This is a genomic window from Chloroflexia bacterium SDU3-3 (assembly GCA_009268125.1).
Taxonomy (GTDB): domain Bacteria; phylum Chloroflexota; class Chloroflexia; order Chloroflexales; family Roseiflexaceae; genus SDU3-3.
In genome coordinates this window covers 552,199-563,850 of sequence record WBOU01000001.1, presented here as the reverse complement: position 1 = coordinate 563,850, position 11,652 = coordinate 552,199, and the positions used below count along the sequence as shown (strand labels likewise).

Below are 11,652 nucleotides of genomic sequence, written 5' to 3'. Positions count from 1 at the left end.
TCACTCTGCCATTTCTGCTGGCGCTTTTCGCCAGGCGATGATGAAGATCGGGTTGAGCGCGGCCAGCCGCATGTGGCCCTGGATGGGCTGGCCACGGCTGATCTGCACCTGGTAGACCTGGGCCTCGGGCAGCATGGCCCGCGCCTCGTGCAGGTGCTCCAGGGTGGCCAGATTGAGCACCAGCCGCCCGCCCGCCCGCAGCCGCCGCTGGGCCACTTCCACCAGCGCGGCCAGCCGCCCGCCGCTGCCGCCGATGAACACGGCGTCGGGATCGGGCCAGCCCGCGCAGCCCTCGGGGGCCGCGCCGTGGGACAGGCGCAGGTTGGGCGCGGGGAAGCGGCGCAGGTTCTCGCGGGCGTGCTCCACCAGCTGCTCGCGGCGCTCGATCGCGAACACCTGGGCGGCGGGCTGGCTGCGGGCGGCCTCGATGCCCACCGAGCCGCTGCCCGCGCCGATGTCCCACAGCACTTGGCCGGGGCCAAGCGCCAGCTCGGCCAGGCTCAGCAGCCGCACCTCGCGCTTGGTGATCAGGCCGGCCTCGGTGGCGAAGGCCGCGTCGGGCAGGCCGGGCGGCGCGGGCTGGGGCAGGCCCTGCGGCCAGACCACCAGCACGTTCAGCGCGGCGAACTCCACGCCCGCGAGCTGGCCCAGGGTGGCGCGCACCACCCGCTGATCTGGCCCGCCCAGGTTCTCGCACACCGCGCATGGGGATGCCGGGCTGACGCCGCCCGCCACCAGCGCGGCGGCCACGGCCTGCGGGGTGTGCTGGCCGTCGGTCAGGATGGCGGCCTTGGCCACGCCCCGCGCCCCGGCCACCACGTCGGCCAGCGGGCGGGCGTGGGCGCTCAGCAGGGCCGCGCCCTGCCACGGCTCGGCCAGCGCCGCGAAGGCCAGCTGGAACGAGGCCGGGCCGGGCAGCACCTCCAGCGCCTCGGGCGGGAAGGCCCGCCGCAGGCTCGCGCCCACGCCGTACCACAGCGGGTCGCCGGATGCGACCACCGCCGCCCGCTCGCCGCGCTCCCAGGCCTGCCGCAGCCGCGCCAGCGCAGGCTCGACCGATGCCGCGATCGCCACCTTCTCGCCCTGGAACGCGGGGAAGAAGGCCAGCTGCCGCGCGCCGCCCGCCAGCACATTTGCCGCCATGATCCGGCGCACCAGCGCCTCGGGCAGCGTGGCGGCCCCGCCGTCGCCCACGCCCACCACCAGAATGCGCGGCTGGCTCATGCGCCGCCCCCCGCTATCGGGTCGTCGTCGTGGTAGAACGCGCCGGGGTCGGCGGCCAGCCGCTCGACGAAGGGCGCGGCCTCGGCGGTGCGAGCGGGGGCCTCGGGGCGCGCCGCGCGGGCCTGGGCCAGCACGGGGCCGTCGAAGTCGACCAGCACCACATCCAGCGCCATCGCGCCGCCCTGGCTGGCCACATACTCCATGCAGCGCTCCAGCGCCAGATCGACCACGCGCTGCAGCGGGGCCTGGCAGCCGTGCTCCTGGCACAGCTCTAGGAAGTGCCGCCCGGTGTTGGCCTCGGCCACGGCCTGCGCCAGCGCCTCGGGCGCGCCCACCTCGCGGCAGACCTGGGCCAAAAAGGCGAAGTCGACCTGGTTGGCGGCCACGTGGGTCTGCATGTAGCCCTGGGCGGTCTTGATCATCTTGCCGACCATGCCCACAAACGCGGCGCTGCGCACGCCGCGCTCCACGCAGGTGCGCAGCGCGTCGCCGGTGAAGATGCTTAGCTCCACGAACGCGCCCTCGGGCAGATGCGGGTAGATGCGCATGGCGTACTTCTCGGATCGCCCGCCGGTGCTCATCACCACCTGCTCGGCCCCGCTGGCGGCGGCCATCTCCACCGCCTGGATGACGCTGGCCCGCCAGGCCGCCGTGCTGTAGGGGAAGACCTTGCCGGTGGTGCCCAGGATGCTGATGCCGCCCACGATGCCCAGGCGGGCGTTGAGCGTGCGCAGCGCGATCCGCGCGCCCTCGGGCACGCTGATCACCACATCCAACCCCTCGCGCTCCAGCATGTCCTCGCCGCCGGGGGCGTGGTCGCGCACAGCGGCCAGCACGTTCTCGGTGATCTGCTGGCGCGGCACGGGGTTGATCGCGGGGCCGCCCACGGCCAGCCCCAGCCCAGGGCGGGTGACGCGGCCCACGCCCTCGCCGCCCTCTAGGTGGATGCCCGGGCTGTCGCTGCGGCTCACGCGGGCGCAGATCAGCGCGCCGTGGGTCACATCCGGGTCGTCGCCCGCATCCTTGACCATGCCGCAGGCGGCCCAGCCAGGGCCTTGGTCGGTGCGCACGGGCCGCATGGCGGCGGTCTCGCCTATGGGCAGGCTGATCTCCACCACCTCGGGCCACTGGCCACTCAGCAGGGCGATGGCGGCGGCCTTGGCCGCCGCCGAGGCGTTGCTGCCGGTGGTGTAGCCGGTGCGCTGGCCCCTCTTGTCGCGCGGGGGGACGCTGGGTGTCTCTGTCATATCAGTCGATGTCCGCCGCATCTGCGCCCGCCGCCAGCCGCAGCAGCGCGTTGACCATGGCCACGGCCACGGTGGAGCCGCCCTTGCGGCCCTCGGTGATCACCCAGGGGATGTCGGGGCGGGCCGCGAGCGCGGCCTTGCTCTCGGCGGTGTTGATGAAGCCGACCGGCACGCCCAGCACCAGGGCGGGGGCCGCGCCCGCATCCACCAGCCGGATGATCTCGTACAGCGCGGTGGGCGCGTTGCCCACGGCCACCACCGCGCCATCCAGCAGCCCGCGCTCGTGGGCGATGCGCATGGCCATGGCGCTGCGGGTCACGCCCGCCGCCTCGGCGCGGGCGCGGGTCTCTGGATCGGCCACTAGGCAGTGCAGCGAGCCGCCCAGCGCGGCCAGCCGCCGTTCGCTGATGCCCACGCGCACCATGTGCACATCGGCCAGCACGGGGCAGCCGCGCCGCAGCGCCGCAGCGCCCGCCGCCACCGCGCCCTGGCTGGCCCTGGTGATGCGGGCGAAGTCCATGTCGGCGGTGCTGTGGATGGCCCGCTCGATCAGGGCGTCCAGCGGCGGCTCCAGCGCGATGCCGAGGGCGCGTAGCTCGGCGCGGATGGTGGTGAAGGAGTCGGCGGCGATGGCCGCCGGGTTGGCCTCAAAGTCGGTCATAGGCGTGCGTCTCTGTGTCGTCGGCTTGCGAAATCTGGATTATAGCAGCGAATCGGGCTGCCGCTGGATGGGGCGACATCTCTCGCCTGGTTTGCTCGTTTTTTTGCCGGTGATAGTTGTCGTTTGCTTGGCAATACCTTCATCTGGACTGGGAAATATTACATCTGGCTCGGTGATACGCTATTTGGGCTGGTAATACCCCCGCCTGGGTTGGTAGGACGATCTTTTTTGGTTTTTATTAGAGATACGACGCATATTTTTTGAATATTTCTGGTTGATCGCATATCAGGGCGTTTTTGTTTTTATACGCACGGTTCCTCTTGTCTGGTGAGTGGATGCCCTGCGCGGGCGGCGTCCGGGGGCCAGCCCCCGGAACCCCCGCGAGGGGCGATGCCCCTTCGAACCCCAATTTGGAGCATTCCTGTGCCGTTGGCAGGCGGCAGGCCTTCGTGCATATGGCCAGCAAGACCATAGCGGCACCTTCGCCGGATGGGCCGGGCGGGTAGGGTTTTCCTATCTTTCATGAAGGGGCACCCTTTACCACCAATACGCCAAGGCACCAAGAGTGCAAAAGATCAAGCGGCCGCTTTTTACCATTCCCATGCGGCGAAGGCGTGTGATCGCGCAAACTGGCCATATGCACGAACATCAGTGGTTAGCGAGCAGCATAGGAACGCCGCACATTGGCGTCCAGGGGCCACTCCCCTGGCGGGGGTTCAGGGGCGCGGAGCCCCTGACGCCGCCCGCGTAGGGCATCCACCCACCAACCATTGACCAATGCCATCGCTCATGGAACAAAGCCCAGCGCCGACGGGAAAAGTGACACCATGTGAGGGGCGATGCCCCTTCGAACCCCAATTTTGAGCGTTCCAGTGCCGTTAGCAGGCGGCGGGCCTTCATGCATATGGCCAGCAAGACCATAGCGGCACCTTCGCCGGATGGGCCGGGCGGGTAGGGTTTTGCCTTTTCGCCGCGAAGGGGCACCTTTTACCACCAACACGCCAAGGCACCAAGAGTGCAAAAGATCAAGCGGCCGCTTTTTACCATTCCCATGCGGCGAAGGCGTGTGATCGCGCAAACTGGCCATATGCACGAACATCAGTTGCCAGGGAACGGCATAGGAACGCCTCACATTGGCGTCCAGGGGCCACTCCCCTGGCGGGGGGCAGGGGCGCGGAGCCCCTGACGCCGCCCGCGTAGGGCACACACCCACCAACCAAAAACCATCATCCTTATCGAAGCGGCAACCGGTCGCCCCGATCACAAAGCGACCACGATGCACGCGGCGCGGGCGGGCACGCGACCCGCCCCTACAGCACTGATGGATCGTTGCGGCATTGCTCCCCGAGGGGCCAAATCGTCTGCGGCCCCCTAGCGGCTTTCTGCCGCGAACAGGTGCTCCCTCCAGTAGTGGTGGGTCTTGGCCAGCGCCGTCACCACATTCTTCAGCTCCGCCTCCAGCCGGAAATCCGGCCCGGCGGGCAGCATCAGCACGCGGCCCTCGCGCCGCACGCACACGTTTTCCACCACGATAGCCCGCAGCAGCCACACGGCCATCTCCTCGCTGTCGCACTCCACGCCCACCCAGCCGGGGGCCGCGTCGGGGGTGGCGCGCAGCCCGGTGACCATGCCGATGGCGCGGGCCAGCTCGGCCACCACGCGGGCATAGGCCTCGGGCGCGGCGGCCACGGCGGCGGGCGGCGCTGGCTCTAGCAGGGTGCCGCGGTGGGGCGGCCCGCCCGCCAGGGCCAGCTCGCAGAACGGGCTGTCGGGGTCGTCGCCGCCCCAGATCTTATCCCAGGCCGGGCGGCCCTGCGCGTCGAAGACCAGCGGCGCGGCGCTCATGGGCGCGGCGCTGACGGCGCGGCCACCCTGGTAGCGCGGCGGCAGGATGCTGTCCACCGGCGCGGGCGCGTGGCTGTGGCTGTGGCCGTGGCTGTGCGGCACGCCGCGCATGCCGTGGTGGTGGTCGGAGCGCTGGGGCATGCCGTGCTCATCCTCGAAGCCCGCGAAGCGCTGGCGGTACTTGCAGATATCGCAGCTCATGGCCGTTTGGCCCGCCAGCAGCTCGTGGTAGCGCTGGGCGGTGGCGGCGAACGCGCCCTCGTGCAGGCCGATGTGCTGGGCGGCCAGGATCTCGACCTCGGGGTAGCGGGCCTGGGCCTTGGCGGCCAGCTGCTCGATGGCGCGGTGGATCTTGCCGGTGAACAGCAGGTAGGGCAGCACCACCACGCGGCGCGCGCCCAGCCGCACGCAGCGCTCGATGCCGGTGGCCACGTCGGGCGTGGTCAGGCTGTAGAAGCAGGCCTCGGCCCAGCCGTAGTCGCGGCCCTCCCACAGCAGGCGGGCCATCTTGCTCACCTCGGAGTTGCTGTCGGGGTCGCGGCTGCCCCGGCCCACCACCAGCAGGGCTGTGTCGGCGGCGGCGATGGCGCGGGGGCTGGCGGCCACGGCCTGGGCGGCGCGCTCGGCCAGGGCCTGCACCAGCGGGTACTGCGCCCCCAGCGGCGCGCCGTAGCGGAACTCGGCCTGGGGCCACTGGGCCTTGGCCCAGTTGAGCAGGGCGGGCACGTCGTTCTTCTGGTGGCCGCCCGCGCCCAGGAAGAGCGGCAGCGCCAGCACGCGCTCGGCCCCCTCGCGCATGCAGCGCACGATGCCATCCACGATCGGCGGCTCGGCGAACTCCAGGAAGCAGGCCTCGACGGGCACGCCAAGCCGCTGGCCGAGCTGCTCGGCAAACTGCATGTTCTCGGCGACGCCGTCCTCATCGAGGCTGCCGTGTCCGATCAGGAGGAGGTGGTCGCGCGTCATATGTGTTCCTTACTCATTCTTACCACGAAGAATTTCACCACCAAGGCACCAAGACACCAAGGTTTTGAAGATTCTGTATTACGAAGATGCGAAGAATTTCACCACCAAGGCACCAAAATTTTTTACCACCAAGACTCCAAGACACGAAGATTTGTATTTTTGAGAGATCTGCTCATTTTTGTGACCGGTTCCCCTTGGAGCCTTGGAGTCTTGGTGGTAACGGTTCTTTCGTCCCCCTTGGAGCCTTGGAGTCTTGGTGGTAAATGGTTCCCATTCGCGGCTAGAGATCCCCGATGCGGCGGCGCATGTCGGGGCTGGCGAAGATCTGGGCGGGTGGGGCCAGCGCGGCCACCTGGCCATCCTCCATCAGCGCGATCAGGTCGGCCCAGGCGCGGGCGGCCTCCAGATCGTGGGTGGAGAGCAGCACGGCGGTGCCGCCGGCGGCCAGCGCCGCGAAGATCTCCAGGGTCTGGCGGCGCATCCAGGGGTCCAGCCCCGCCGTCACCTCGTCGGCCAGCACCACCAGGGGGCGCATGGCCAGCACCCCGGCCAGGGCTACGCGGGCCTTCTGTCCGCCGCTCAGGGCGTGGGTCGGGCGCTCCAGCAGGTCGGCCACCTGGCACTGCTCGGCGGCCTCGCGCACGCGGCGGCGCACCTCGGCCTCGGCCAGCCCCAGGTTCAGCGGCCCAAAGCTGATGTCCTGGGCCACGCTGGCGCTGAACAGCTGGTCGTCGGGGTTCTGGAACACCAGCCCCACCTGCTGGCGGGCGGCCAGCAGCCCGCGCCTGCCGTAGTCCAGCGGCTGCCCGGCGATGAGCACGCGGCCCTGGTCGGGGCGCAGCAGGCCGTTGCCGTGCAGCAGCAGGCTGGTCTTGCCCGCGCCGTTGCGGCCCAGCAGCGCCACCTTCTGGCCGGGCTGGATGCTCAGGCTCGCGTCGCGCAGCGCGGGCTGCTCGAAGCCGGGGTAGCGGAAGTGGATGGCCTCGAAGGCCAGGGCGGGCACGCTCATCCCAGCCTCCAGGCCAGCAGCAGGCTGGCGGCAAGCGCGGCCATCAGCCAGGCGGGCTGGGCGCTACGGCGGTAGTCGGCGGGCAGCACCGCCAGCGGCCCGCCCGCGTGGCCCCGGCTCTGCAGCGCCAGGTCGAGGCGGCGGCTGCGGGCGTAGGCGTCGATAAACAGGCGGCTGCCCAGCAGCCCGGCGTCGCGCATGCCGCCCCAGAACCCACGGTAGCCCGCGCGGCTCTCCTGGGCGGTGCGCATGCGCTCCATGCTCTCCAGCAGGATGAAGATGAAGCGGTAGATCAGGGTCATCAGGTCGATCAGCAGGTCGGGCACGCGCAGCCGCCGCAGCAGGTCGATCAGGTCGACCAGCGGGGTGGTGAGGGCCAGGAAGCTCATGGCGGCGGCGCAGCCCAGGGCGCGGGCCAGCAGCAGCGCGGCCAGGTGCAGCGCCTGCGGGCTGGTGGCCAGCCACAGCGGGCCGACGCGCCACTGCCAGGGCAGGCCGGGTGCATCCAGCGCCACGCTCAGCGCCACGCCCGCCACGCTCAGCGCCAGGAACAGCGCCTCGGCCAGCATGGCCCGCGCCACGGCGCGGGCGGGCACCCCCGCCCACAGCGTGGCCAGCGCGGCCATCCAGCCCAGCGCGGCCAGCCCCACCAGCGGGCTGGGCAGCGCCAGGCACAGCGCCAGCGCCAGCGCGGCTAGGCCGCCCTTCTGGGCCGGGTCGAGCCAGCGGATGTTGTTGGTGTAGGCGTAGCGGTCGATCCCGTGCATAGCGGCCTAGCCCACCTTCTCCCCACGTTCTTCGAGACTTTGAGTCTTCGTGGTATTCGCATCCTCCCGCGCCATGCGCTGGCCGCGCTTGAGGCCGAAGAAGTAGCCGATGGTGGCCGCGCCGATCGCGGCCTGGAGCGCGAACAGCAGGCTCTCGGTCTCGCCGCCGGGCGGCGACCACAGCGGCTCGGCCCAGGGCGTGTAGTGCGGGGCGACCTCGGCGATGGCCTGCTCGGCGGCCCCGTCGGAGCCGCCGAACTCCGAGCCTCGGATGATCAGCAGCGGCAGCACGGCCAGGGCCAGCACGGCCACCAGCAGGGCCAGCACGGTGCCGCGTCGGAAGGGCTGGGGTGTGGCGGTCATAGCTCGGCTCCTCTCACGTTCAGCGCCCGCAGCTCGGGCGCGGCGTTGGTCTGCAGGGCGTTGAAGATCAGCACCGTCAGGATGCCCTCGCTGATGGCCAGCGGCACCTGGGTGATGGCGAAGATCGCCGCGAACTTCAGGAACGAGGCTGCAAAGCCGCCCGCCGGGTCGGGGTAGGCCAGCGCCAGCTGGGCCGAGGTGGCCACGTAGGTCAGCAGGTCGGCCAGGGCGGCGGCTAGGAACACCGCCAGCCAGTCGGGGGCGCGGCCCCGCAGCGCTTTCCAGATGCCCCAGGCCACCAGCGGCCCGACCACCGCCATGCTCACCGTGTTCGCGCCCAGCGTGGTGAGGCCGCCGTGGGCCAGCAGCAGGGCCTGGAACAGCAGCACGATGCCGCCCAGCACGCTCATCACCGCCGGGCCGAACAGCACCGCGCCCAGGCCCACGCCGGTGGGGTGGCTGCTCGAACCGGTGACGCTGGGGATTTTGAGCGCGCTGAGCACAAAGGCGAAGGCCCCAGCCAGCCCCAGCAGCAGCCGGGTCTCGGGCTTCTCGGCCACCAGCCTGCGGATGCGCAGGAAGCCCACGGCCCAGAACGGCAGCGCCACCGCGAACCACACGGCGCACCACACCGGCGGCAGGAAGCCCTCCATGATGTGCATGGCGTAGGCGGGCCGCGCCTCGATGGCCGCCATGGCCAGCCCCCCGCCGATGATGATGGCCCAGCGCTTCAGCCGAGCGTGCTTTGTCATGTCGCTTCCCCTTTCACCACTAGAATTTTTTTACCACGAAGACGCGAAGGCACGAAGATTTTTTACCACCAAGGCTCCAAGACACCAAGATCTTTTGGTGGGGAGCAGATGAGTGAGGTTTTCCTCCTCATCATGCCCGCACGATTTAGGGAGATGAATCGGGCCTGCGGCTGCGATCTTTGCCCTACTGCTACGATCTCGATTATGGCCAGCGGCTCATCGCCACGCCTTGCGAGGATTGTTTCACCACAAAGCCGCGCTATTTTTACCACCAAGACTCCAAGACACGAAGTTTTTTGTGCTCCTTGGAGCCTTGGAGTCTTGGTGGTAAATGGTTCTCTCCCCTTCGAGCCTTCGCGCCTTCGTGGTGAATCGGTCCCCCCGCTACTGCTTGTCGCTCACGCCAGCCTCGGCGAAGGTCGCCATCTCATCCAGGGCCTTGCAGGCCGCGATGCACAGCGACTGCGCCAGCACCGCGCCGGTGCCCTCGCCCAGGCGCATGCCCAGGTCCAGCAGCGGCTCGGCGTCGATGCGCGCGAAGAAGGCGCGCTGGCCGCGCTCCACCGAGCGGTGGCCGGGCACCATGTAGCCCGCCGACTCGGGCGCGAGCGTGAGCGCCAGCATGGCCGCCGCGCTGGAGATGAAGCCATCCACCACCACCGGCACGCGCGCCGCCGCCGCCCCTAGGATCAGCCCGGCCAGCCCGCCGATCTCGAAGCCGCCCAGCGCGGCCAGCAGCCCCAGGCCGTCGGTCGGGTGGGGGCTGTGCAGCGCCAGGGCCTGCTCGATCGCCGCGATCTTGCGGGCCAGCGCCTCGTCGCCCACGCCGCTGCCGCGCCCCGTCACCGCCGCCACCGGCTCGCCCGTGATCGCCGCGACGATGGCGCTGGAGGGCGTGGTGTTGCCGATGCCCATGTCGCCGGTGGCCAGCAGGTCGGCCCCGCCCGCGATCACCTGCTGGGCGATCTGGATGCCCGCCTCCAGCGACTGGCGGGCCTGCTCGCGGCTCATGGCCGGGCCTGCGGTGAAGTCGGCGGTGCCGTAGGCCACCTTGCGCTTGATCAGCGCGGGGTGGTCGGGCAGGTCGCTGGCCACGCCCAGGTCGGCCACCACCACCTGCGCGCCCACGTGGCGGGCCAGCGCGTTGATGGCCGCGCCGCCCGCCAGGAAGTTCATCACCATCTGCGGGGTCACGTCGGTGGGGTAGGGGCTGACGCCCTGGCGCGCGATGCCGTGGTCGCCCGCCATCACCACCACGGCGGGGTGGGCCAGCCGTGGCCGGGCCTGCCCGGTGATGCCCGCGATCTGGATGGACAGCGCCTCCAGCCGCCCCAGGCTGCCAGTGGGCTTGGTGAGCTGGTCCTGGCGCTCGCGGGCCTGGCGCATGGCGTCGGCGTCGAGCGGGGCGATCTTGGCGATGGTCTCTTCAAGCAGTGCCATGGTGGTTGCTCCTTTGTATCTGAAGAAGGCTTCTGTGTCCCCTCTGCCGTCTTCTCTCTGCTGCGCCACAGGCGGCTTCGCCTGCGGCGGCGAGGAAATTATCTTCTCTGGCCGTCTGTGGCAAGGGTCAAGATGAGAAGTTACGCTGTACCTTCTGGTGCAAAAACGGTATACGTCGTTGACCCAGGTTTTCGCCAGATAAGACGTCCACATGCAGGGCATTCATACATTGATCCGTAGCGATTTGTATTATCCCGTATATCCGTGCGTGGAATGATCACTAATTCATGCTGTGAGGGATTGGTGTAGTTATGCATAAATCCACACGGGCATAGCACCCCAGGGCCTTTCAAGAGCTTATTGTAAAACTCTATGCCGCCAACACGGTGCTTGGTGAGAATATCGAGCGTTATCCAACCTTCAGTTGGCGATTCAAGCGATATATTTGTCTTAAATTGCCAGGCTGACCCAGGCTGATTTGCATTGGATGAATCAACAAAATAAACATACCCCTCGCTCACCTGTAATGCTTGGGTACATGCTGCAAGCGCTTGAGGAAGCCATGTATCTTCTGGGCGCTGCTCCTGGGCAAGATCAATCAGCCACTGCGGGTCGTATGGTGTCCAGATGCGCTCTTTATTCATCTTGATAGGATTTACTCATTGTTTTATGCGTTGCGTATACCTATATTGGTAGATCGGCCCTATGCTGGGATGCGATCCCCGATGATGGCCCCGCTTGTTTGCTAGGTGTGTGCCATGTCGTTTTGGGTCGGCCCGACCGGCTGCGGCCTCGATGAGGAGGGTTCCGCTTGTGTGCTGGGTGAATGCCCTGCGCGGGCGGCGTCCGGGGGCCAGCCCCCGGAACCCCGGCGAGGGGCGATGCCCCTTCGAACCCCAATTTGTAGCTTTCCCGTGCCGTTTCCTGGCGGCTGGCGTTCGTGCATATGGCCATCAAGACTCTCGCGGCACCTTCGCCGCATGGGCCGGGTGGGTAGGGTTGGGCTTCGTCGGGCGTTCACCTGGCTTCGTCGGGCGTTCACCTGGCTTCGTCGGGCGTTCACCTGGCTTCGTCGGGCGTTCACCTGGCTTCGTCGGGCGTTCACCTGGCTTCGTCGGGCGCTCACCTGGCTTCGTCGGGCGCTCACCTGGCTTCGTCGGGCGCTCACCTGGCTTCGTCGGGCGCTCACCTGGCTTCGTCGGGCGCTCACCTGGCTTCGTCGGGCGTTCACCTGGCTTCGTCGGGCGTTCACCTGGCTTCGTCGGGCGTTCACCTGGCTTCGTCGGGCGTTCACCTGGCTTCGTCGGGCGCTCACCCTCCCCCCACCCATGGCCCGCCACGAGGAATCGTTCTCGTTTGTTCCTTGGAGTCTTGGAGT

Annotated in this window: 10 protein-coding genes; all 10 read right to left on the bottom strand. The window is 69.1% G+C overall.

Annotation, left to right across the window (positions count from 1 at the left end):
• Positions 1–1,224, bottom strand: a complete 1,224-nt coding sequence (gene cbiE, locus F8S13_02465; GenBank protein KAB8145960.1) for a precorrin-6y C5,15-methyltransferase (decarboxylating) subunit CbiE — start codon at positions 1,222–1,224, stop codon at positions 1–3.
• Positions 1,221–2,471 (bottom strand): cobalt-precorrin-5B (C(1))-methyltransferase, encoded by a 1,251-nt coding sequence (locus tag F8S13_02460; protein KAB8145959.1) that lies wholly within the window; start codon positions 2,469–2,471, stop codon positions 1,221–1,223. The genes cbiE and F8S13_02460 overlap by 4 nt, the downstream gene beginning before the upstream one ends.
• 1 nt (position 2,472) lies before the next feature.
• Entirely contained in the window at positions 2,473–3,132 is a 660-nt protein-coding gene (locus F8S13_02455) for a precorrin-8X methylmutase (protein ID KAB8145958.1), read from the bottom strand.
• A gap of 1,371 nt (positions 3,133–4,503) precedes the next feature.
• Positions 4,504–5,943: a sirohydrochlorin chelatase gene (locus F8S13_02450; GenBank protein ID KAB8145957.1), complete on the bottom strand. Its 1,440-nt coding sequence runs from the start codon at positions 5,941–5,943 to the stop codon at positions 4,504–4,506.
• A gap of 280 nt (positions 5,944–6,223) precedes the next feature.
• Complete coding sequence (locus F8S13_02445) at positions 6,224–6,952, bottom strand: ABC transporter ATP-binding protein (GenBank protein KAB8145956.1); 729 nt, start codon at positions 6,950–6,952, stop codon at positions 6,224–6,226.
• Entirely contained in the window at positions 6,949–7,719 is a 771-nt protein-coding gene (gene cbiQ, locus F8S13_02440) for a cobalt ECF transporter T component CbiQ (protein ID KAB8145955.1), read from the bottom strand. Before cbiQ ends, F8S13_02445 begins: the two co-directional genes overlap by 4 nt.
• Positions 7,720–7,725: 6 nt before the next feature.
• Complete coding sequence (locus tag F8S13_02435; protein KAB8145954.1) at positions 7,726–8,082, bottom strand: energy-coupling factor ABC transporter substrate-binding protein; 357 nt, start codon at positions 8,080–8,082, stop codon at positions 7,726–7,728.
• Positions 8,079–8,834 (bottom strand): energy-coupling factor ABC transporter permease, encoded by a 756-nt coding sequence (locus tag F8S13_02430; protein KAB8145953.1) that lies wholly within the window; start codon positions 8,832–8,834, stop codon positions 8,079–8,081. The genes F8S13_02435 and F8S13_02430 overlap by 4 nt, the downstream gene beginning before the upstream one ends.
• A 384-nt stretch (positions 8,835–9,218) precedes the next feature.
• Positions 9,219–10,274, bottom strand: a complete 1,056-nt coding sequence (cobT, locus tag F8S13_02425) for a nicotinate-nucleotide--dimethylbenzimidazole phosphoribosyltransferase (protein KAB8145952.1) — start codon at positions 10,272–10,274, stop codon at positions 9,219–9,221.
• A gap of 140 nt (positions 10,275–10,414) precedes the next feature.
• Entirely contained in the window at positions 10,415–10,918 is a 504-nt protein-coding gene (locus F8S13_02420) for a hypothetical protein (protein ID KAB8145951.1), read from the bottom strand.
• Positions 10,919–11,652: the final 734 nt, after the last annotated feature.

What these genes read in the sequence shown, in the direction of transcription:
- cbiE (KAB8145960.1), bottom strand. Translation starts at nt 1,224, where the DNA reads ATGAGCCAGCCGCGCATTCTGGTGGTGGGCGTGGGCGACGGCGGGGCC.
- F8S13_02460 (KAB8145959.1), bottom strand. Translation starts at nt 2,471, where the DNA reads ATGACAGAGACACCCAGCGTCCCCCCGCGCGACAAGAGGGGCCAGCGC.
- F8S13_02455 (KAB8145958.1), bottom strand. Translation starts at nt 3,132, where the DNA reads ATGACCGACTTTGAGGCCAACCCGGCGGCCATCGCCGCCGACTCCTTC.
- F8S13_02450 (KAB8145957.1), bottom strand. Translation starts at nt 5,943, where the DNA reads ATGACGCGCGACCACCTCCTCCTGATCGGACACGGCAGCCTCGATGAG.
- F8S13_02445 (KAB8145956.1), bottom strand. Translation starts at nt 6,952, where the DNA reads ATGAGCGTGCCCGCCCTGGCCTTCGAGGCCATCCACTTCCGCTACCCC.
- cbiQ (KAB8145955.1), bottom strand. Translation starts at nt 7,719, where the DNA reads ATGCACGGGATCGACCGCTACGCCTACACCAACAACATCCGCTGGCTC.
- F8S13_02435 (KAB8145954.1), bottom strand. Translation starts at nt 8,082, where the DNA reads ATGACCGCCACACCCCAGCCCTTCCGACGCGGCACCGTGCTGGCCCTG.
- F8S13_02430 (KAB8145953.1), bottom strand. Translation starts at nt 8,834, where the DNA reads ATGACAAAGCACGCTCGGCTGAAGCGCTGGGCCATCATCATCGGCGGG.
- cobT (KAB8145952.1), bottom strand. Translation starts at nt 10,274, where the DNA reads ATGGCACTGCTTGAAGAGACCATCGCCAAGATCGCCCCGCTCGACGCC.
- F8S13_02420 (KAB8145951.1), bottom strand. Translation starts at nt 10,918, where the DNA reads ATGAATAAAGAGCGCATCTGGACACCATACGACCCGCAGTGGCTGATT.